21 protein-coding genes and 3 tRNA genes are annotated in these 21,466 nt (G+C 57.8%); 6 read left to right on the forward strand and 18 right to left on the reverse strand.

Features of this window, described 5'->3' with window-relative positions; genetic code table 11:
- Positions 1 to 63: 63 nt before the first annotated feature.
- The 15 genes from AKL27_RS17350 to AKL27_RS17420 form a co-directional block, all read right to left on the reverse strand.
- Positions 64 to 138: transfer RNA gene (locus tag AKL27_RS17350), tRNA-Thr, on the reverse strand.
- Between the two features lie 48 nt (positions 139 to 186).
- Positions 187 to 260, reverse strand: a tRNA-Gly gene (locus tag AKL27_RS17355).
- A gap of 51 nt (positions 261 to 311) precedes the next feature.
- Positions 312 to 397: transfer RNA gene (locus AKL27_RS17360), tRNA-Tyr, on the reverse strand.
- Positions 398 to 493: 96 nt separating this feature from the next.
- Complete coding sequence (locus tag AKL27_RS17365; RefSeq protein ID WP_050464118.1) at positions 494 to 1,756, reverse strand: AmpG family muropeptide MFS transporter; 1,263 nt, start codon at positions 1,754 to 1,756, stop codon at positions 494 to 496.
- Between the two features lie 76 nt (positions 1,757 to 1,832).
- Positions 1,833 to 2,447, reverse strand: coding sequence for a methionine biosynthesis protein MetW (metW, locus tag AKL27_RS17370; RefSeq protein WP_050464119.1), 615 nt, complete (start codon positions 2,445 to 2,447; stop codon positions 1,833 to 1,835).
- On the reverse strand, positions 2,444 to 3,583 hold the full coding sequence (gene metX / locus AKL27_RS17375) for a homoserine O-succinyltransferase MetX (RefSeq protein ID WP_050464192.1): 1,140 nt from the start codon (positions 3,581 to 3,583) through the stop codon (positions 2,444 to 2,446). Before metX ends, metW begins: the two co-directional genes overlap by 4 nt.
- Positions 3,584 to 3,852: 269 nt before the next feature.
- A complete protein-coding gene (gene ptsP, locus AKL27_RS17380) occupies positions 3,853 to 5,643 on the reverse strand; it encodes a phosphoenolpyruvate--protein phosphotransferase (protein WP_050464120.1) in 1,791 nt (596 codons plus the stop codon).
- Positions 5,644 to 5,802: 159 nt separating this feature from the next.
- The gene (locus AKL27_RS17385; RefSeq protein ID WP_050464121.1) at positions 5,803 to 6,072 is read right to left on the reverse strand and encodes an HPr family phosphocarrier protein; all 270 of its coding nucleotides are present in this window, start codon (positions 6,070 to 6,072) and stop codon (positions 5,803 to 5,805) included.
- 17 nt (positions 6,073 to 6,089) lie between these two features.
- On the reverse strand, positions 6,090 to 6,497 hold the full coding sequence (locus AKL27_RS17390) for a PTS sugar transporter subunit IIA (RefSeq protein ID WP_050464122.1): 408 nt from the start codon (positions 6,495 to 6,497) through the stop codon (positions 6,090 to 6,092).
- Positions 6,498 to 6,549: 52 nt separating this feature from the next.
- On the reverse strand, positions 6,550 to 7,494 hold the full coding sequence (gshB, locus tag AKL27_RS17395) for a glutathione synthase (RefSeq protein WP_050464123.1): 945 nt from the start codon (positions 7,492 to 7,494) through the stop codon (positions 6,550 to 6,552).
- Positions 7,495 to 7,515: 21 nt separating this feature from the next.
- Positions 7,516 to 8,814 (reverse strand): glutamate--cysteine ligase, encoded by a 1,299-nt coding sequence (gene gshA, locus AKL27_RS17400; protein WP_050464124.1) that lies wholly within the window; start codon positions 8,812 to 8,814, stop codon positions 7,516 to 7,518.
- 220 nt (positions 8,815 to 9,034) lie between these two features.
- A complete protein-coding gene (locus tag AKL27_RS17405; protein ID WP_050464125.1) occupies positions 9,035 to 10,570 on the reverse strand; it encodes an ammonium transporter in 1,536 nt (511 codons plus the stop codon).
- A 10-nt stretch (positions 10,571 to 10,580) separates the two neighbouring features.
- Positions 10,581 to 10,919 (reverse strand): P-II family nitrogen regulator, encoded by a 339-nt coding sequence (locus AKL27_RS17410; protein WP_050464126.1) that lies wholly within the window; start codon positions 10,917 to 10,919, stop codon positions 10,581 to 10,583.
- 11 nt (positions 10,920 to 10,930) lie between these two features.
- Positions 10,931 to 11,710: a TorF family putative porin gene (locus tag AKL27_RS17415; protein ID WP_050464127.1), complete on the reverse strand. Its 780-nt coding sequence runs from the start codon at positions 11,708 to 11,710 to the stop codon at positions 10,931 to 10,933.
- A 229-nt stretch (positions 11,711 to 11,939) separates the two neighbouring features.
- Positions 11,940 to 12,566 (reverse strand): DapH/DapD/GlmU-related protein, encoded by a 627-nt coding sequence (locus AKL27_RS17420; protein WP_050464128.1) that lies wholly within the window; start codon positions 12,564 to 12,566, stop codon positions 11,940 to 11,942.
- 191 nt (positions 12,567 to 12,757) lie between these two features.
- On the opposite strand from AKL27_RS17420, the gene AKL27_RS17425 reads away from it, so the two are divergent.
- Positions 12,758 to 13,000 carry an accessory factor UbiK family protein gene (locus AKL27_RS17425; RefSeq protein WP_050464129.1) on the forward strand — a complete coding sequence of 81 codons (243 nt, stop codon included), beginning with the start codon at positions 12,758 to 12,760 and terminating at the stop codon, positions 12,998 to 13,000.
- Between the two features lie 28 nt (positions 13,001 to 13,028).
- A complete protein-coding gene (locus AKL27_RS17430; protein ID WP_050464130.1) occupies positions 13,029 to 14,546 on the forward strand; it encodes a YifB family Mg chelatase-like AAA ATPase in 1,518 nt (505 codons plus the stop codon).
- Between the two features lie 15 nt (positions 14,547 to 14,561).
- Here the strand turns inward: AKL27_RS17430 and AKL27_RS17435 are convergent, their stop codons facing one another.
- Entirely contained in the window at positions 14,562 to 15,968 is a 1,407-nt protein-coding gene (locus tag AKL27_RS17435) for an amidohydrolase family protein (protein ID WP_157056974.1), read from the reverse strand.
- A gap of 20 nt (positions 15,969 to 15,988) precedes the next feature.
- Complete coding sequence (locus tag AKL27_RS17440; RefSeq protein ID WP_050464132.1) at positions 15,989 to 16,804, reverse strand: MetQ/NlpA family ABC transporter substrate-binding protein; 816 nt, start codon at positions 16,802 to 16,804, stop codon at positions 15,989 to 15,991.
- 323 nt (positions 16,805 to 17,127) lie between these two features.
- Between AKL27_RS17440 and AKL27_RS17445 the strand changes: the two genes are divergently transcribed.
- From AKL27_RS17445 to AKL27_RS17460, 4 genes are all read left to right on the forward strand, one after another.
- Positions 17,128 to 18,105 carry a DMT family transporter gene (locus tag AKL27_RS17445; RefSeq protein ID WP_050464133.1) on the forward strand — a complete coding sequence of 326 codons (978 nt, stop codon included), beginning with the start codon at positions 17,128 to 17,130 and terminating at the stop codon, positions 18,103 to 18,105.
- 9 nt (positions 18,106 to 18,114) lie between these two features.
- Positions 18,115 to 18,633, forward strand: coding sequence for a hypothetical protein (locus AKL27_RS17450; RefSeq protein WP_050464134.1), 519 nt, complete (start codon positions 18,115 to 18,117; stop codon positions 18,631 to 18,633).
- A gap of 109 nt (positions 18,634 to 18,742) precedes the next feature.
- On the forward strand, positions 18,743 to 19,087 hold the full coding sequence (locus AKL27_RS17455; RefSeq protein WP_050464135.1) for a DUF1840 domain-containing protein: 345 nt from the start codon (positions 18,743 to 18,745) through the stop codon (positions 19,085 to 19,087).
- 253 nt (positions 19,088 to 19,340) lie between these two features.
- Entirely contained in the window at positions 19,341 to 20,189 is an 849-nt protein-coding gene (locus tag AKL27_RS17460) for a CPBP family intramembrane glutamic endopeptidase (RefSeq protein WP_050464136.1), read from the forward strand.
- On the opposite strand, the gene AKL27_RS17465 is transcribed toward AKL27_RS17460, so the two are convergent.
- Positions 20,186 to 21,403 (reverse strand): MFS transporter, encoded by a 1,218-nt coding sequence (locus tag AKL27_RS17465; RefSeq protein WP_050464137.1) that lies wholly within the window; start codon positions 21,401 to 21,403, stop codon positions 20,186 to 20,188. The two genes, AKL27_RS17460 and AKL27_RS17465, sit on opposite strands and share 4 nt — an antisense overlap.
- Between the last annotated feature and the right edge of the window lie 63 nt (positions 21,404 to 21,466).

Consider the following 21,466-nt stretch of genomic DNA (forward strand, 5'->3'; position numbering starts at 1 on the left):
TGTTCAGGCAATGCGCCCGACCGACTTGCTGACTTGCTGCAGCGACATTACTACGAATACAACTGGTGCCCTTGACGTGGATTGAACACGTGGCCTCTCCCTTACCAAGGGAGTGCTCTACCACTGAGCTACAAGGGCTTACCTGCCGGCCGTGCCAATTACCAAACAGCACAACCGAACTAAAACTGGAGCGGGTGAAGGGAATCGAACCCTCGTCATAAGCTTGGAAGGCTTCAGCTCTACCATTGAGCTACACCCGCGAGGACACTACACACTTCACAGCCCGGAATACTTTACGACTGTCCCATTAATGGTGGAGAGGGCTGGATTCGAACCAGCGTACTCGTAAGAGGGCAGATTTACAGTCTGCTGCCATTAACCACTCGGCCACCTCTCCGCGCAGGGAACTCGAAACTATAGTGATACACCCTTGCTCTGTCAACTTAATTTTGCAGAGGGAATGCATTATTTTTCATGACAAGCCGATTCATTGTCATTCAGGCAAGGGCGGTGTTGTTTTGCGCACCTCCTTCCATGGCGCAATGCGCGGCAGCATCAACATGCCCGGCAAGGCCAGAATGAAGCACAGGATGAAGAAATTGAACCAGCCGGTATACGCCACGATGTAGCCGACCGACGAATTGACGAAGGTGCGCGGCACTGCAGCCAGGCTGGTGAACAGGGCAAATTGCGTGGCGGTATAGCGCGGATCGGTTTCACGCATGATGTAGGCGACGAAAGCGGCAGTACCGAGACCCACCCCAAACGCCTCGAAACCGATCACGATGGCCAGTACCCATGGCTCCGGTCCGGCATTCGCCAGCCACGCAAAACCAAGAATGGCCACGGCCTGGATCACGCCAAAAATCCACAAACCACGGTTAATTCCGAGCTTGATCATCCAAACCCCGCCGACAATGCCTCCCACCACGCTGGCCCACAAGCTGGTAGTTTTGGAAATGACGCCGATCTGCGTCATGGTGAATCCGAGGTCGATATAAAACTTGGTCGCCAGCGCGGTCGCCATACTGTCGCCGAGCTTGTACAGAAAAATGAAGGCCAGCACCCACAGCGCATTACCCCAGCCGGCGCGCGTGACAAATTCCCTGAATGGCGCCACCACCGCCTCGCGCATGCTTTTCGGCGGCGAGCCATAGACCACCGGTTCTTTGACCAGCAAGGTGCAGACCAGACCCGGCAGCATGAAGCCGGCAGTAATCCAGAATACGGTCTGCCATGGCATGATGTCGGCCAGCACCAGCGACAGCGCGCCAGGCACCATGCCGGAAAGCTTGTAGGCATTGACATGGATGGCGCTGCCCAGCCCCAGTTCGTTTTCCGGCAGAATTTCGCGCCGGAAGGCATCGATGGCGATATCCTGACTGGCAGAAAGAAACGCCACTATCGACGCCACGAACGCAATCATCGGCACCTGCGTCAGCGGGTCCAGCATGCCGAGTCCGCCGATGCCGAGAAACAATGCCAGCTGCGTAAAAAACATCCAGCCCCGGCGCCGCCCCATCTTGCCGAAATGAAAGCGATCCATCAGCGGCGACCACAGAAATTTCCAGGTGTAGGGAAACATCACCAGCGCGAACAAACCCAGCGCTTTGACGTTCAATCCCGATTTGGCCAGCCATGCCTGCAGCAAGCTCAGCAAAATGAAGAGCGGCAACCCCGATGAAAAACCGAGGAACACGCAAATCAGCATGCGCCGGTTGAGATAGCTATGCCAGGAAATCTTGGGATTGTTCATAAGGCGGGGAAAGTGAAGAGGATTCGTCCCGGCCGGTGCGCCGGGACCCGATACAGTAGCATATCGGCAACACCGCTCAGGCCGATGTTTGCTTTTTCTTTAAGCGAAATACCGCCAGGCTGCCACGCCAGTTGGGCAGGAAGGTGACCGGCTGCCCCTCGTGCAAGGCCACCCATTCCAGCACTTCCAGCCCGACATCGTCAGCCAGTTCGGCGAAATCCTGAATTGTCGCGCAACGCAGGTTGGGGGTGTCGTACCACTCGTAGGGCAGCGACTTCGACACAGGCATGCGTCCGCGCAGCAATGCCACCCGGTGCGGCCAATAGGCGAAGTTCGGGAACGACACTACGGCATCGCGTCCGACCCGGGCGATTTCGCGCAAGATGCCTTCGACATCCTTGACCATCTGCAATGCAGACAGACACAGCACGGTATCGAAGGCATTGTCGCCGAACATTGCCAGGCCACCCTCCAGATCTTGCTGAATCACCGACACGTCGCGCGCAATGCATGCCGGGATCTTGTCGTCGTCGATCTCGATGCCGTAGCCGACACAGCGTTTGTCCGTCTGCAGGTAATCGAGCATGACACCATCGCCGCAACCGGCATCCAGCACTTGCGATCCTTCGCGTATCCAATGCGCAATAAAGGCGAGGTCCGGACGCAAGACGCGCAATTCGGGAAAATTCATGCCAGCTCCTCAGTTGCGATCTCGGTCCAGACCCGGTCGTAGTATTCGCGTACCACTTTCAGATAACGCGCGTCTTCCAGCAAGAATGCATCGTGCCCGTGCGGGGCATCGATCTCGGCATAGCTCACGCGCCGCTTGTTGCTGACCAGCGCCTGCACCATTTCGCGACTGCATTCGGGAGAAAAGCGCCAGTCAGTGGTGAACGAGACCAGCAGGAAACTGGCCTTGGTCGCCGCAAATGCTTGCGCCAGATCGCCGCCGAATTCCTTGGCCGGATCGAAGTAATCCAGCGCCTTGGTGATCAGCAGATAGGTGTTGGCGTCAAAGTAGGTCGAAAATTTATCACCCTGATAACGCAGATAGGATTCGATTTCAAAATCGATGCCGAAGCCGAACTGATATTCCCCGGAACGCAGATCGCGACCGAATTTCTCGGCCATGTCGTCGTCCGACAGATAGGTGATATGGCCGACCATGCGCGCTACGCGCAAGCCGTTTTTTGGTACCACGCCGTGTGCATAGAAGTCGCCGCCGTGAAATTCCGGATCGGTCAGAATTGCCTGTCTGGCGACATCGTTGAAGGCGATATTTTGTGCCGACAGCTTGGAGGTCGAGGCGATCACCACGCAATGACGCAGACGCTCCGGATACATCGTGCTCCACGCCAGCGCCTGCATGCCGCCCAGCGAACCGCCCATGACCGCGGCAAACTGCTGTATCCCCAGCGCATCGGCCAGACGCGCCTGGGCGTTGACCCAGTCTTCCACCGTCACCACCGGAAATTCAGCGCCATAAGGCTTGCCGGTGGCGGGATTGGCATTCATCGGGCCGGTGGAGCCAAAACAAGAGCCGGGGTTATTGACGCCGATGACAAAGAACTTGTCGGTATCGAGCGACTTGCCGGGGCCAACCATGTTGTCCCACCAGCCGACGTTGTCCGGTTCATCCTGATACACCCCGGCCACGTGATGCGAGGCGTTCAGGGCATGGCAGACCAGCACCGCGTTCGAACGCTCGGCGTTGAGCGTGCCATACGTCTCGTAGACCAGCACGTAATCTGCCAGCGCGGCGCCACTCTGCAGCGCCAGCGGCTCTGCAAAATGCATGATCTGAGGCGATACGATTCCTATCGACATAATTCCTTCCATCCGTTTTGCCAGCCGCCCTTCATCCTGCTTGCACGTTATTGGCGGTCTGAAAAAGAAAAAGCCCGGAAGCTTTCGCTCACGGGCTAAATTCTGGGCTTGTCCTGCACACATCCAAGCTCGCTTTAGCCGTATTTATTGGGATCGAGTCCCGGCGCCCGCAAGCTGAGGTTGGTAAAACCATTCAAATCGGCGCGTATTGCAAGAATAACCAAGTCAGGGCCTATCGTCAAACGGACGACGGCACTGTATCGAACCGGCTAACGACGCCGGGCCGTCAATTTGACTTCCACCTCCGAGGTCAGGGTCTGCAATTGCTCCATGGCGGCAGCGATGGCCGAGGCTTCGGTGGCGCGCAACACTTTCTTGACTTGCGGCTCCAGCAAGGTCAGGTCGCTGTTCAAGATTTCCTGTTTGACCGACAACAATTGCGCCGGATGCATGGAGAATTCCAGCAACCCCATACCAAGCAGCAAGCGGGTCCATTTGACATCGCCCGCCATCTCGCCACAGACCGATACCGGAATGCCGGCCTTGCGCCCCATCGAAATGACGCTCGACAGCAGATACAGAATAGCCGGATGCAACGGGTTGTAGAGATGCGCGACTTCATGATCAACGCGGTCGATGGCCAGCGTGTACTGAATCAGATCGTTGGTGCCGATCGACAGAAAATCGAGACGCTTGATGAAAATCGGCAAGGCCAGCGCGGCTGCCGGAATTTCGATCATGGCGCCGACCAGGATCTGCTCATCGAATTTCTGTTTGCGCTGGCGCAACTGTTCCTTGGCTTGCCCGATCAACGCCAGCGTCTGGTCGATTTCAAATGCATGCGCCATCATCGGTACCAGCAATTTGATCGGACCGAATGCCGAGGCACGCAAGATCGCCCGCAATTGGGTCAGGAACATTTGCGGTTCGCTCAGGCAATACCGGATCGCGCGCAAGCCGAGCGCCGGATTCAATGAAGTTTGTTCATCTTCATCGAGCGGTTTGTCTGCGCCGACATCAAGTGTTCTGATGGTAACCGGCCGGCCTTTCATGGCGACTACCGCCTGCCGGTAAGACTCGAACTGTTCGTCCTCGGAAGGAAATTTTTCCAGATGGCCGGCGCGTCCCAGAAACAGAAATTCGGAACGGAACAAGCCGACGCCGTTAGCCCCGGCCTCAAGGGCGGCGGCACTGTCGGCAGGCAACTCAATATTGGCGAGCAACTTGATTTCGGTGCCATCTTGCGTGATCGCCGGCGTCTTCTTGAGACGGCCAAGCTTTTTACGGTCACGCAGCATGCGCTCCTGGCGCGCGCGATATTGCGCCAGCACCAGCGGCGACGGATCGACGATCACGACACCGGCGTCGCCGTCGATGATCAGCATGTCGTCTTGCTTGATCAGCGTCGAAGCGTCATTCATGCCGACCGCAGCCGGAATATCCAGACTGCGCGCGACAATCGCCGTATGCGAGTTCTGACCGCCGAGGTCGGTCACGAAACCGGCAAAGGCGCCATCGCGGAATTGCAGCATATCTGCCGGCGAAATATCATGCGCGACGACGACGATGCTGGCGGGTACACCGTCAGCCGTGCCGGCCGCCGGCAGGGTAATTGCCGTGCCGGTCAGGACCTTGAGTACGCGTTCGCCGACCTGCTGAATATCCGCCTTGCGCTCACGCAGATAGGGATCTTCAATCTCATCGAACTGCGCCGAGAGTTCATCGATCTGGGTGACCAGCGCCCATTCGGCATTGTAGTAACGATGCCGGATGATGTTGAGCGGCACTTCCGCCAGCATGGGATCGGACAGAATCAAGCCGTGCACGTCGATGAACGCACCCAGTTCCGGCGGCGCGTCCTTCGGCAAGTCGCTGCGAATCACCAGCAATTCCTGGTGCACCGCAGCAATCGCACTTCTGAGGCGCTCGACCTCGGCCTCAACTTGCTCGTCTGCTATCAGATAGTGTTTTACATCAAGCGCAGCGGCGGCAAGCAGATGCGCCCGGCCGATTGCAATGCCCTGAGAAACAGGGATGCCGTGTAAGGTAAAGGATGCCATCGCGTTTGTCTCCTGCGTTACTTTATTATTCCGTCATTATCGCGGTAGCCTGGGCCTGTCAGCAGGCCCTGATTGACCTTACCGGACAACGCCGGATTTTGCAATCGTGCGCAAAATGCAAACGGTTAAACAAAAGTAAAAACGACAAAATTCCAATATTTACTGGCCCTCGCCAAAGCGGTCCGCAATCAGGGCCGACAGCGCGTCAAACGCGGCCTGCTCGTCTTCACCTTCAATTTCCAGCGTGATGATGCTGCCTTTTCCCGCTGCCAGCATCATCACGCCCATGATGGATTTGGCATTGACCCGACGTTTGTTGAACGTCATCCAGACTTCACTTTTGAATTTTGCAGCCAACTGGGTAAATTTGGCCGATGCACGCGCATGCAAACCGAGTTTGTTGATGATCTCGAGTTCTTTTTGAATCATGTTGCTTCTTTCTGTTTTTATGGAGAGGAAACCCGGATACGATTGTCGACCCTGACCGCACCACTCTGACCGCCGGCCAGCGCCATTTCGACCACGACATCCAGGGTATCGTTACGGTACGTCAGCGCCCGCAACAGCATGGGCAGACTGATGCCGGCAATCACCTGCACATTTTCAATCGCACACAGATAACCGGTGCAATTGGATGGCGTACCGCCCATGACGTCGGTAATGACCAGCACGCCGCTGCCGTCGTCCAGACGCCTGACCGATTCCGCCGCCAGTTTCTGCACTTCGGCCGGATTCTGATCTGCCACCACATCGATGGCGTCAAGCCGATCCGGCTGGCCCCGGAATACGTGCGTGGCGGCAGAGATGAATGCCTGCCCCAGGGGCGCATGCGTTAATAAGAGAATACCGACCATGAATTTTTACGCCAAATAAAGACAACATCGTGACTTTGTTACTTCGGGAAGTTTACTGCCTGACCGCTTCTTCCAGTGCGTCGATAAACATCGCTGCGACATCGAAGCCGGTTTGTTGCGTGATTTCCTGAAAGCAAGTCGGACTGGTAACATTGATTTCTGTTAAATAATTGCCAATTGCATCCAATCCTACCAGCAAGAGGCCACGCTGAGACAAAACCGGCGCCAAGGCTTCGGCAATTTCCAGTTCGCGTGGCGAAATCGCCTGCGCCACACCCAGACCGCCCGCCGCCAGATTGCCGCGCACTTCGCCGCCTTGCGGAATGCGCGCCAGCACATGCGGCACGACCTTGCCGCCGATCAACAGGATCCGTTTGTCGCCGGCCGCGATTTCAGGAATGAAGCGCTGCACCATGATGGTCCGGTTGCCATTGTCGGTCAGTGTCTCGATAACGGAGCCGAGATTCATGCCGTCTTGCCCGATGCGGAAAATCCCGGTGCCGCCCATGCCGTCGAGCGGCTTGAGAATGATGTCCTTATGCTCGGCATGAAATGCCCGCAAGCGCTTTTCATCGCGCGACACCAGCGTCGGTGCGGTGTATTGCGGGAACTGGCCGATCGCCAGTTTTTCATTGTGATTGCGAATCGCCGCCGGCTTGTTGAAAACCCGTGCCCCCTGCTTTTCTGCCAGTTCCAGCAGATACGTGGTGTAGATGTATTCCATGTCGAATGGCGGATCCTTGCGAATCACGATGGCATCGAATTCAGACAGGAAGACAGATGCCGCCGGTTCTGCCCGATACCAGTCATCGGCATCGCCCGTCAGGGTGATGCGCGCCACATTCGCCGTGACGAAGCCGCTTTCGAGCACGATGTCTTTCTGCTCGAACGCGTAGATGCTGTAACCGCGCCGGGCCGCCTCGCGCATCATGGCAAAGGTGGAGTCCTTATAGGTCTTGAATGTATCCAGCGGATCGGCAAGAAATGCGATTTTCATGAAAGGGTCTCGTGCAATTGATTAGTAGATTTCCGGATTCGGGTCTGTCTTTTCCATTTCCAGCGATGCCGCCAGCAATGCCAGACGCGCGACCACGCCATACAGGTAGAAGCGGTTCGGCGCCGTGGTCCCCGGCTTGGCATGCATGTCAGGCAAGGCATGCTGCTGGGCAAACGCCAGCGGCACGAAATGCGCACCCGGCGCATTCAGGTTTTCATTGACGTCGCGATCGGCATGCACGCGATAGAAACCACCGACCACGTAACGGTCGATCATGTACACCACCGGCTCGGCCACCGCTTCATTGATACGCTCGAATGAATGCACGCCTTCCTGAATGATTACTTCGCTGACGTCCAGGCCTTCCTTGCCGACCGCCATCTTGTTGCGTTGCTTGCGGTTGAGATCCTTGACTTCGCTGGCATCCTTGAGGGTCATGATGCCCATGCCATACGTACCGGCATCGGCCTTGACGATCACGAACGGGGTTTCCTTGATGCCGTATTCCTTGTATTTCTTGCGAATCTTGGACAGCAGGCTGCTGACACTGTCTGCCAGACCATCGGCGCCGCCTTCTTGCTGGAAGTCGATGCCGCCGCATTTGGTGAACAAGGGATTGAGCATCCATGGGTCAACATCGACCAGCTTGGCAAATTTCTTCACGACTTCGTCGTAGGCGGCGAAATGGTTGCTCTTGCGACGCACGGCCCAACCGGCATGCAGCGGCGGCAATACGTTCTGCTCATGCAAGCCTTCCAGTACCGAAGGAATGCCGATGGACAAGTCATTGTTCAGCAATACGGTACAAGGATCGAAATTTTTCAAGCCGAGACGACGACCATTCTTGGAGCGCTCAAGCGGCTCCAACGTAATCATGCTGCCGTCAGGCAATTCGATCTGTTTCGGCTTTTTGACGTCATCCGACAAACTGCCGAGTCTGACGTTGAGACCGGTTTGACGGAAGATCTGCATCAAACGCGCGACGTTCTGCAGATAAAAGGTATTGCGGGTGTGGTTTTCGGGGATCAGCAACAGATTCTTGGCATCCGGGCAATATTTTTCAATTGCGGCCATCGCCGCCTGTACTGCCAGCGGCAGCATTTCCGGCGACAGATTGTTGAAACCGCCCGGAAACAGATTGGTATCGACCGGTGCCAGCTTGAAACCGGCATTGCGCAAGTCGACCGAGCAATAAAACGGCGGCGTGTGCTCTTGCCACTCCATGCGGAACCAGCGCTCAATCGCGGGCGTCGCGGCCAGAATCTTCTTTTCCAGATCCAGAAGCGGACCATTCAAGGCGGTGACAAGATGCGGAACCATAAAAAAACCTTATTTTTTTCTGCGAAATCACTTCCGGCGCAGCGTCGGCGAATCGCCAATTCTAGCGGTATTCGCTGATCTGCGTTGCAGTGCAACCGTGAATTTCTGGTGGAGAGGTCGTTTACATGGTGCTGGAATTGCCTTTTTAAAGACAAAAAAAGCGCCCCGTACGAGGCGCTTTCAAAGAGGTTGTTGCCAACCTCTGGAGATCTGTCTTCAATCAGGAGTGATAAGCCGATTCGCCGTGGCTGGAAATGTCCAGACCTTCGCGCTCTTCTTCTTCCGTCACCCGCAGACCGATCACGACATCAATCAGCTTGTAGGCGATGAACGACACTACGCCGGACAGGATGACTGTAGTCAGTACGCCTTCGAACTGGATCCAGACCTGGCCGCCGATCGAGTAATCCGGAGCAACGGCGTTGGTGACATAGTCATAGATACCGCTGCCGCCCAGGCTAGGCGCTGCAAACACGCCAGTCAGCAAGGCCCCGAGGATACCGCCGACGCCATGCACGCCAAACACGTCCAGCGCATCGTCTGCACCCAGCAACTTCTTCAGACCAGTGACACCCCACAGGCACAGCAAGCCGGCCAGCAAACCCATCACGACCGCACCACCGACACCGACGAAACCGGCAGCCGGCGTAATCGCCACCAGACCAGCCACCGCACCGGAAGCACCACCCAGCATCGAAGGCTTGCCCTTGCCGATCCACTCACCGAAGCTCCACGACAGCACTGCAGCAGCAGTTGCCAGGATGGTGTTGACGAAAGCCACTGCAGCAGTACCGTTGGCTTCCAGACCCGAACCGGCGTTGAAGCCGAACCAGCCGAACCACAGCAACGAGGCGCCAACCATGGTCAGCGTCAGGCTATGCGGCTTGAATGCTTCCTTGCCGTAGCCGACACGCTTGCCGATCACATACGAACCGACCAGACCGGCAATCGCAGCATTGATATGCACGACAGTACCGCCGGCGTAATCAAGCGCGCCCTTTTGGAACAACCAGCCGGAGATGGCAGTGGCTTTTTCCGCAGCAGCAGCGTCGGTAAATGCATCCGGACCTGGCCAGAACCAGACCATGTGCGCCATTGGCAGGTACGAGAAGGTGAACCACAGGACCGAGAAAGCGATCACGGCGGAAAACTTCATGCGCTCAGCGAACGAACCGATGATCAGCGCCACGGTGATGGCGGCAAACGCACCCTGGAAGGCCACGAATACCAGTTCAGGAATCACGACGCCCTTGCTGAAGGTTGCGGTATTCGAATCGCCGGTCAGACCGTGCAGGAACAAGCGGTCAAAGCTGCCGAAGAACGAGGTGCCTTCCGTGAACGCGATGCTGTAGCCATAGACGAACCACAGAATGTAGATCAGCGAGAAGATCATGAAACATTGCATCAGCACCGACAGCATGTTCTTGCTGCGCACCAGACCGCCGTAGAACAGGCCGAGGCCCGGCAGGGTCATGAGGATCACGAATGCAGTACATACCAGCATCCATGCGGTGTCGCCTTTGTTCGGAACCGGTGCCGGTGCAGCTGTGGCCGGGGTTGCCGGCGCGGCTGCAGCAGCGGCCGGCGCTGGTGCAGCAGCAGGTGCCTCAGCCTTCGGTGCTTCTGCTACGGGTGCAGTGACGGCAGCGGCTTCCGGCTTCGGCGCATCTTGTGCCTGCGCCGGCGCTGCAAATCCTACCGCCAACAACAACGTGCCAATTGCCAGGGCACTGGAAAACATTTTTTTCATGCTCATGCGATTCCCCTTAAAGTGCATCTTTACCGGTTTCACCGGTACGAATACGAATAACTTCCAGCAAATCCTGCACGAAGATTTTGCCGTCGCCGATTTTGCCCGTACGGGCCGCTGCCTCGATTGCTTCGAGCGCACGTTCGACGATGGATTCGTCTACCGCTGCTTCGATTTTGGTCTTTGGCAAAAAATCGACTACGTATTCAGCACCGCGATACAGCTCGGTGTGTCCCTTTTGGCGCCCGAATCCCTTGACCTCAGTCACGGTGATGCCTTGCACGCCGATGGCCGACAAGGCTTCACGCACCTCGTCAAGCTTGAATGGTTTGATGATTGCTGTAATCAGTTTCATACCGGCCTCGATTAGAAAGTTTTGCTAAGGGTGAACACAAAGCCGTTTTTGCCGACATTCTTGCCATCCGGAGTGCTGGCGACACCATCTTTCAGATCGGTGCCGACATAAGCTGCGCCCAACGTGATGCCAGCCAGTTCTTCGAAGGTCTTGCTGACGCCGACTTTCCAGTCAGTGTAGCTGGCAGTAGCCGGATTGCCGCGAACGTCCTGATGCCCCAGATGCAAGCCCAGTGTCATGCCGTAACCGACATCAAAATTGGCGCCCAGGTCAAAGTACTGACTGTATTTGCTGTTCGGCGCTCCAAACAGATTGGTCAATGACTGAGAATACTTGAAGTAGCCAGGACCGTAACCGATTTGACCATACAGTTCGAAAGTATTGGCATTCTTGGCGATCAGATCGTTGTTATTGGATGGATAGTAATAGTACAGACCACCGACATCATAGGTAAAACCACCGCCGATATCACCGCGTTTACCAGCGTAGATATCCCATTCCACGCTACCCTTGCCCTGGCCTGCGGTGCTCGCGTTGCTATTCACCGCGTCCTTGATCCACTTGATGTTGGTCAGCCATGTACCGGCATACAATCCGGTCGGATTGTGGGTATAGTCGGCCCCGACTTGCAATGCAGGATCAAAGCGGGTCTGTGTCAGGCCGCGATAACGATAGTCACTGACTACGGCGGCGTTGAAACTGACTTCATTGTCTGGCTTGGCATCTTCTGCGTGCGCAAAACCGGTAACAAATGTTGCTGCGATCGCTGTTGCAAGAATCATTTTTTTCATGGCGTCCCTCAGAGTGTGTGTTGAACATCGAATTGTCGAACCTTCCGCACAACACATATAGCAGGAGCCATGCCACCCCATTTTTAATGCCAAATCACAAATTTTTCCGTTCCAGACCGCTGTTTCCTGATGTATTGCGTTCTTTTTTCACAAAGCCGGTGCGACAAAAAACAGAATGCACAAAAAAAGTGCAGTCGCCATTTGGCAGTTCCCGGTCAGACGGGCCATGTCAGGCACCGCCGGCGTCTTGCTCCTGATCCAGCACACTTCCCCGCTTCACGATGGCGTGCGGCAACAGCAAGACACCGGGCGCCAGCACCGCGTTGGCACCGATGCGGCTGTGATCGCCCAGCACCGCACCGAACTTGGTGACGCCGGTCGCAATCAGGCCGGCTTCGGTACGCACCAGGATTTCCTTGTCTTCCCGCTCATTACGGTAATTCGCGACGATGCTGCCGGCTTCCAGATTGACGTCGCGTCCGATCAGCGAATCGCCGACGAAATTGAAATGGGCCAGCTTGGAACCGGCAAACATGAATGTGGTTTTCAACTCGGCGCCGGGGCCGATGATGCAATCGGCTTCCAGCCAGACGCCGCCGCGCAGATAGGCGCCGGCAGCAATGAAGCAGCGCGGTCCGATGATGGCCGGTCCCTTGACGACCGCTCCGGACTCGACCGTACTGCTGCGATGAATCGCCACCTCGCCGTCCCGCACGTATTCAGATGCCGGCAAGGTCGCCAACAACAGCCCTATATAGTATTCCGCCTGCGAAGTAAGTTGCCAGGGGGCCGCTACTGCCAGACCGGCCGGCAGCAACGCCGCAATGTAATCACTGACATTCACCGCTGTCTTCATATATACCCCGTCAGATAAACCTCTGTTGATAAGTCCTTGCCGCCACCCGGGCGGATTGCGGCCGGATCATCTTGCAATTGCCGGGACCGCCATGACATGGAAGGTACCGATAAGCAGGACCACGCCGAGGTTTCCCCTTTGGCAACAACCGGCTACACTGAAAGAACTTTACAGCAGAGCAGAGGCATATCATGGACAAACCCCAATTTTTCGAAGATCTCCAATCAAAGATCAACAAGGCAATTGAAAACTCGCCGGCCAAGGACATAGAGAAGAACGTCAAGGCCATGCTGAGCCAAGGCTTTTCCAAGCTGGATCTGGTGACGCGTGAGGAATTCGACATTCAGGCGCAAGTGCTGGCCAAGACCCGCGCCAAGCTGGAAGCGCTGGAAGCACGCGTGACCGAACTCGAAGCGCGACAGAAACCCGAGTGAGCCGACCGGGTTACCCCCCGCGCCGACCATGAGTCTGGCCGTTCTGAAAAGCCGTGCCCTGGCGGGCATGCAGGCGCCGCAGGTCACGGTGGAAGTTCATCTGGCCAACGGTTTGCCCTCCTTTACCATCGTCGGCTTGCCAGAGACCGAGGTAAAGGAATCCAAAGACCGCGTGCGCGCCGCGTTGCAAAATGCGCGCTTCGAATTCCCTTCCAAACGCATTACCGTCAATCTGGCGCCGGCCGATTTGCCCAAAGAGTCGGGCCGGTTTGACCTGCCCATCGCCCTCGGCATCCTGGCCGCTTCGGAGCAAATGCCGGGCACCGATCTCGATCAATACGAATTTGCCGGCGAGTTGTCGCTGTCGGGCGCATTGCGCCCGGTACGCGGCGCGTTGGCAATGACCTGTGCCATGCACAATGATGCCGCCGGCATTTCGCGCAGCTTCATCCTGCCACGCGAAAATGCCGACGAAGCCGCTCTCGTCAGCCAAGCCAGAATTTTCCCGGCCGATTCACTGCTGCAGGTCTGCGCGCATTTTGCGGCGCTGGATGCCGAGAGCAAGCTGGTGCGCCATCGCCCGAGCGTGCGCCAGGCACCTGCCGAGCATCCCGATTTCAGCGACGTCAAAGGGCAATTGCTGCCAAAACGGGCGCTGGAAATCGCGGCAGCCGGAGGCCACAGTGTTCTGTTAGTCGGGCCGCCGGGTACCGGGAAGTCGATGCTGGCGGCGCGCTTTGCCGGTATCCTGCCCGCCATGACCGATGCCGAAGCGCTCGAAGCTGCTGCGGTCCAATCGCTGGCCGGTAGTTTCGCCAGCGAACGCTGGAAGCGGCGCGCCTATCGCGCTCCGCATCACACCGCTTCCGCAGTGGCGCTGGTCGGCGGTGGCGGCAATCCGCGTCCGGGTGAGATATCGCTGGCCCATCATGGTGTCTTGTTTTTGGATGAACTCGCGGAATTTGACCGCAAAGTACTGGAAGTCTTGCGCGAACCCCTCGAATCAGGACGTATCACGATTTCACGCGCTGCGCGGCAAGCAGAATTTCCTGCCCGTTTTCAATTGATTGCGGCCATGAATCCCTGTCCGTGCGGATTCCTCGGCCATCCGCTGCGCCCTTGCCGCTGCACGCCGGATCAGGTAACACGCTATCAGGGAAAAATCTCCGGCCCGTTGCTGGACCGCATCGACATGCAAATTCAAGTAGGGGCGCTGACACCGCAAGAGCTGCTGACGCAAGCTGCCGGCGAACCGTCGGCCGACATTGCGCGGCGGGTCGGTCAGGCCTCGACCATCCAGCGCGACCGTCAGGGCCACGACAATAACCGGCTCAGCGCTGCGTCCATCGATCTGCATTGCACGCCCGATGAAGCCGGCCAGCAGCTGTTGCAGCACACCATGCAACGCCTCAACTGGTCGGCCCGCGCCTGCCACCGCACACTGAAAATCGCCCGCACCATTGCCGATCTGGCGCAAGCACCAAGCGTCCACAAGGCGCATGTGGCGGAAGCGATTCAGTATCGGCGGGCGTTGAAAGCTGAGTGAGAGCGCGGTTGAATCTCAGGAGACCGGCCACAACGGTTTGATGGCGTCCAGCAGTCCCGACTGTTTTGCAATGCGCTGGCCGCGTACCGCGGCTTCGTGCAAGGTGCGTCCTTCATCAATCGACAGGACCACCCCCTTTTCCATCAGCACTTTACCGTTGCAAATGACGGTATCGGCGCCGCCGCGCGACGAGTGAACCAGATTGGCCAGCGGATTCAATACCGGCTGCCAGTCCGGGCGAATTGTGTCGAACATGGTGATATCTGCTTTTTTGCCGACGGTGATGGAGCCGATCTGGTCATCCCACAACAAGGCGCGCGATCCATGCAGGGTCGCCATTTCCAGCACTGTTTCCGGCGGCATGATGGTCGGATCAAGCCGTTGCGATTTGGCGGCGCCAGATGCCAGCGACATTTGCCGGACAATATCGACATAATTGCTGGACATGGCGCTGTCTGAACCAAGTGCAACCGTCGCGCCCAGTTCCAGCAGTTCCGGGAACCGGCCAAATTCCATGCTGCCCATGCCGGCCCGGAATCCGGTTGATGGCGTACAGCAGACACAGGCTTGATGCCGCAAGGTCAATGCCAGCTCTTTCGGGCTAGCCCATCCCATGTGAATCAGCAGCACGTTTTTACCCAAGGCGTCGAGCTTGGCCAGCCGCTCGACATCGGGCATGCCGAACTTGACCCGCGAAGCAACCACTTCATCGCGTGCTTCGGAAGCATGCAGCACCAGGCCGACGCCGTTGGCATCTGCCATCGCTTTGGCGCGCCGGATCAGGTCATCGGAACAAACCGCCGGAATGCGCAAGCCAACCCAGGTACGCAGACGTCCATCCTGCGTGTCGTGATAAGTATCGATGGCAGCTTGCGCGTGCGCCAGCGCTTCATCGGTGCTTTCGCGCCGGACGTTGTCGGCCAGGCCGCCCAATGCTGTCGCATGCACATCGAACGCAATGCGCGCGATGACGCCGCGCAAACCGCTGTCCGATACCGCTTGCGCCATCTGCTTTGGAAAGTAATTGCCGGGATCGAGAAAGCAAGTAGTACCGGCCCGAATCATCTCCAAATGACAATTCATCGCGGCCCAATAGGCATCTTCTTCCATCAACTGCGCTTCATAGCCGTACAGGCGTTGCAGCAGATGAATCGGGATATCGCAGCCATCCGCCAGTCCGCGCCCCAGTTGCTGCGAATTGTGTACGTGGGTGTCGATCAGACCTGGCAACACCAGCCGGCCGCTGGCGTCGATTTCCTTGTCGGCCTGAAAGGATGCACGCAAATCAGTCGTCTTGCCGACGGCGACGATGCGGTCACCGGCGACGGCAATGGCGCCATCCCGAATGATGCGGCGCTGGTCATCCACGGTAACCAGCCAGTCGGCACTGTGTATCAGCAGCGAAACCGGAGACGACTTCATGCCGTCATTGGCGTGCCGGCTCACTCTTCCCAACCGAAACTGACATGCGTGCCATAGAGACCGCGCAGCACGGTTTTGGTTTCCGGTGCGCTTTGATAAATTTTGATGAACTTCTGAATCCGTTCGTCGTTTTTCGATTCCGGCCGCGCCACGAAACGAATGGCCCAGATTTTCTGCGGTGCTTCGAACAACAGAGCGTTATCGGCGTTGAGGCCGGACAGCCGCATGAAGCTCGGGAAGGTCACCGCAATATCGACGTCATCCAGCGAACGCGCCACTTGTTGTGCTTCGAGCGCAACGATTTTCAGATTCTTCGGATTGCCGACGATGTCACGCGGCGTCGCGGTATAGCCGACACCATCACGCAACTTGATCAGGTTGGCGCTCTGCAGCAACAACAAGGCGCGGCCGAGATTGGTGGGATCGTTCGATACCGACACGGTGGCGCCCTCTTTCAACTCAGACAAATTCTTGATGCGGTTGGAGTAGATGCCAGCCACCGAGATAAAGCCGATCCCGACCGGAACAAAGTTGTAGCCATTGCCTTTCGAGGCCGACTCCAGATAGGGAATGTGCTGATAAAAATTGACGTCAATCGATTTTTCCATCAAGGCGGTATTGGGCATGCTCCAATCGGTGAACTCAATGAGTTTCACGTCGAGTCCCGCTGCCTTGGCGCGTGGAATGACGGCTTCAATCGCCTTGTTGTTGGCCGATGCTGCCAGGCCGATGCGCAGCGGCGCCTGTTGTGCCGCCGCCGGGGACAGGACCGCTGCGGATAAGGAGAGGACACCGATCAAGGTGAGCAAACGATTGGTGGAGAACAGTTCAAGCATGACTTGCCTTTGCGAAGCCCCGTATGACAACGAGATTTGGAATGTTGTCTGGCTTCCGGTTCCGGCATCAACGCACGAAAAAGAAGGTCCATGACCAGAAAGACCCGGACACCGGCCCGGGACAGCCACGTATTATGAATATCCGGGGAACCGGCGAAAACTAAGAAAAACGCATAAACAAGCTTGGATTTTGCCGGCCGCCATCCATCTGCCGCGCCGGTACAACCCGCAACAATCCGAACCGCAGTATCATCGCGGATTCCGTGCCCAGCGCGACCAGTTATCTCCTGCCGCGACGGCCCCTTTGAATTCAGCGTCCATTTATGTTTATCGGTATTCTTTGCGCACTCTGCGCCGGTCTGGTGTGGGGCCTGGTGTTCATTACCCCGCTGCTGCTGCCGCAATATCCCGGCATCATGTTGTCGTTCGGCCGTTATGTGGCGTTCGGTCTGATTGCGCTGCTGCCGGCAATGCTGGATCGCAAGCGCATAACCTCGCTCAGCAAGGAAGACTGGAAAGTCGCATTGAAGTTGTCGCTGGTTGGCAACCTGCTGTACTACGCCACGCTGGCCACTGCGATTCAGTTGGCGGATGCGCCCTTGCCGACCATGCTGATCGGCACACTGCCGGTAGTGATTTCGATTTTTGCCAACTGGCGCCCGGGGCATGCCTCCGAGTCGGTGGCCTGGATGCGGCTGGCACCGTCGCTGGTGATCCTCGCCATCGGCCTGATGCTGGTCAACAGCAGTGAAATCGACCATCTGCGCAATACGCCCAACAATACCCGCACCATCAGCGATTACGTCCTCGGCTGCCTGCTGGCGCTGTGTGCGGTAGCCGGCTGGACCTGGTATCCGATCGTCAATTCCCGCTATTTGCGTGCGCATCCGCGCATCCATTCGATTACCTGGGCCACGGCGCAAGGATTGACCACCTTGCCGCTGGCCTTGCTCGGCATGCTCGGCTACGGCGTGTATGCCCACTTCAGCCATCTGGATTACGCCTTCCCGCTGGGGCCGCGGCCACTGGAATTTACCGCGCTGATGCTGGTGATCGGCCTGTTTGCCTCATGGATCGGCACCTTGTTGTGGAACAAGGCCAGTCAGTTGTTGCCGACTGCGCTGGTAGCGCAACTGATCGTCTTCGAAACGCTGGCCGCGCTGTTGTATGCTTTTGTCTTGCGCGGCAGCATGCCCGATCTGCGGGTATTGGCCGGTATCGTCTTTTTATGCGCCGGCGTCGTGTTCGGCGTCCGCACTTTTTCGCGCCGGTCGCCGTCTCCCATTTCTCACACTACCTGAGTCTCTGCCATGCCCTTCCTGTCTCGCTGTCTGCTCATCGCCGCCCTCGTTCTGCTGAGCGCCTGTTCGCCCAAATACAACTGGCGCGAAGCGCATGGCGGCACGATCCAGTTCACGGTGCTGTTGCCCGCCAAGCCGGCGACCTTTTCGCGCCAGATCGATCTGAACGGGCTGCCAGTGACCATGACCATGACCGCCGCTGAAATCGATGGCGTTACCTTCGCCGTCGGCGCCGCCGAACTGCCGGATGCGGAACGCGCCGGCAAGGCACTCGACTCGATGCAAACTGCCTTGGTCAACAATATCAGCGGCAATCTCAAAGAAGCCCATATCGCCGGCAAGCAAACCAATGTCGACCGCGTGCTGGATATCGCCGCCGACGGTGTCTCGCGCGGCCAGCCGCTGCTGCTGCAAGCGCGCCTGATTGCCAAGGGCAGCCGGATTTATCAAGTCTTGATCATCGGCAATCCCAAAGATGTCTCGGCGGAAAATGCCGAAACCTTTTTCACCTCGTTCAAACCGACCTGAGCCGGCCGCTTGACGCAATGATGACAAGCGCAGTGCGTCCGATGTATGCTAGCGGCAGGTAGTTCAGGTCGTTCCTGTGACTGTTTTCAAATCAATACCCTGAGGAAATATGCTGGTTACGTTCAAATCCAAAGCAGCGGCCGATGTTGTCATGTATGAGTCGCACGCAAAGCCTATCCTCGACATGCTGCACAAAGATCTCAAGCGCGGCGTCATCACCGCAGCCGAAAGCAGCGCGGCAATTGCCTTGCTGGAAACCCAGATCGGCAACAGCAAGAACCACGAAGCGGCCGAAGCCTTGCAGCGTGATGTGCAGGCGCATCACAATGAAAACGGCGATGACAACGGTCATGAAAAAATCGAGCCGGTGACATTCTCGGCGCGTGCCTATCCGTTGCTGGATATGCTGCGTGCCGCCAACAAGGGCAGTTACGACATTCTCTGGGGCGTCTGAGTCCGGCACGCCGCCCGTCCTCATGCGTTCATGCCCGCGTGGTGCCACCACCAGCGGGCAGCACTGCTTCATTTGCGCCGACGCTTGCGGCTGCAAGCTCTCTGCCCCACTCCCCCGTCTTGTTACCAGTTGATCGCCGGCTTGTCGCATTTTCAATGCCGACAGGAAACTTTTTTGCCATCTCATATCTGATTGTCTAAGTAACATCATGTGATCAGCCATCGGGCATGGCTGATATCAATCCGGAGGCGGCATGTTTGTTTTGCAGTGGAGTGCAATTTTTCTGGCAGCGGCCACCACCCTGTGCCCGGCGTGGCGTCGCTTCACTGTGGGTTTGCTGATCATCGGCTATGGCGCGGCCTGCACCGGCGGTGCGCTCGGCTTTGCGGCGTTGGGGCCATTGGTACTGCTGGTATTGGCCGCATGGACGACAGCACCGCAACGTCGGCCATTGGTGCGCGGCGGCGGCCATCTGCTATTCATCGGCACTGCACTCGGACTGAGCCTGCACTGGTTTCCCGGTTTTCACAATCCGCTGATCTACGGCCCCGCCAGCATCACGCCCGATGCCGCGCCTTACACCATGTATTGGAATCTGGATAAACCGTTGATGGGGTTCTGGCTGTTGCTGGCGATGCCATGGCTGCGTCCGGCGCATTCGTTGCGAACCGCGCTGACAGCAGGCGCTGCCGGCTGGCTCATCGCTGCCATCGGCAGTCTGAGCATCGCAGTCGTCATCGGCTTTGTCGCATGGGAACCGAAAACGCCCGCCCTCAGTTGGTTATGGATGCTCAATAATTTGTTGCTGGTGACGTTTGCCGAAGAAGCATTTTTCCGAGGCTATGTGCAAGGCGGTATCAGCCGCTGGCTGCAACACCGGGTCGGAGGCGACTGGCTGGCGCTGGCAATCGCTGCCATGCTGTTCGGACTGGCGCATGCCGGCGGCGGCTGGCAATGGATATCGCTGGCCGCGATTGCCGGCATCGGTTACGGTCTGGCCTATCGCTGCGGCGGCTTGCCGGCAGCGATGCTGGCGCACTTCGGTCTGAACCTGACGCATTTTTTCCTCTTCACGTACCCGATGCGCCAGGTCATCGGCTAAGCTCTGTGCCCCGCCTCGACGCCGGCCCGGAACTCGGTCAGGTAATACAGGAGTGCCACCAGCAGGAAAGCAAACCCCAGCAAGGTGGTGCCACCCCAGCCGGCATGGGCATAGATCCAGCCGCCCAGGGCGGAACCCAGAGCACCACCGGCAAAGAAGGTCGCCATGAACAAGCCGTTCAGACGGCTGCGCACTTCCGAACCGAGGGCATAAATTGCGCGCTGGCTCAGCACCAGATTGGCTGACACACCGAAATCCAGAAGAATCGCCGCTACCAGCAAGACGAACAAAGCCGCCGGACTTTCACTCGACCAGAAATGCATCAGCAAGAACGAAGCCGCCACGGCCGACATCGCCACCCCCGTCGCGACCCGGCTCCAGCCACGGTCCGCGACGCGGCCCGCAATCGGCGCCGCCACCACGCCAATGACGCCGGCAAAGGCAAACAGGGCAATGCCGCGTTGCGACAGATTGAACGCGGGACTGGCCAGCCACAGCGGCACCGTGGTCCAGAACAGGCTGAAACCGGCGAACACCAGCGCGTGATAAGCCGAACGCCGGCGCAGCACCGGCGTGGTCTTGAGCAAGGTCCACATGGATGTCATCAAGGCCATGTAATGCAAGCCTGCGGGTGGATGCCGTTGCGGCAGATAGCGCGCCAACACCAGCATCAGGCCGACGATCAGCACGGCCGATATGGCAAAAATGGCATGCCAGCCGAACAGGTCGGTGACCAGACTGGCCAGTGGCCGCGCCAGCAAAATCCCGAGCAACAAGCCGCTCATCACACTGCCGACTGCCTTGCCGCGCGATTGCGGCGGCGACAGATGGGCGGCATAAGGCACCAGCACCTGGGCCCCGACCGAACTGACGCCAATGGCAAATGAAGCCATGAAGAACTGGGTAGCGTTTTGCGCCAGCGCCGCACACAACAGCGACAGGCAGGTAATGCCCAAGGCAATCAGCACCAGCCGCCGGTTTTCGAACAAGTCCCCCATCGGGACAATGAACAGCAAACCCAGGCCGTAGCCGATTTGGGTCAGCGTCACGATCAGTCCTGCCGCTCCCGGGGAAATGCCGGTAGCGGCGCTGATCGGCCCGATCAGCGGCTGCGCATAATACAGATTGGCGACGATGATGCCGGCAGCGGCAGCCAGCAGAATAATCATCCAGGCCGGAATTTCCTGATCCGGAACATATGCATGTGAGGTCATGGGGTGGGCTGAGTCGCAAAAAAGAAGCCTCACACTGTATCCGAATTGAAGCCGGCTTGCCGG

This window comes from Herbaspirillum autotrophicum (assembly GCF_001189915.1).
Taxonomy (GTDB): Bacteria; Pseudomonadota; Gammaproteobacteria; order Burkholderiales; family Burkholderiaceae_D; genus Herbaspirillum; species Herbaspirillum autotrophicum.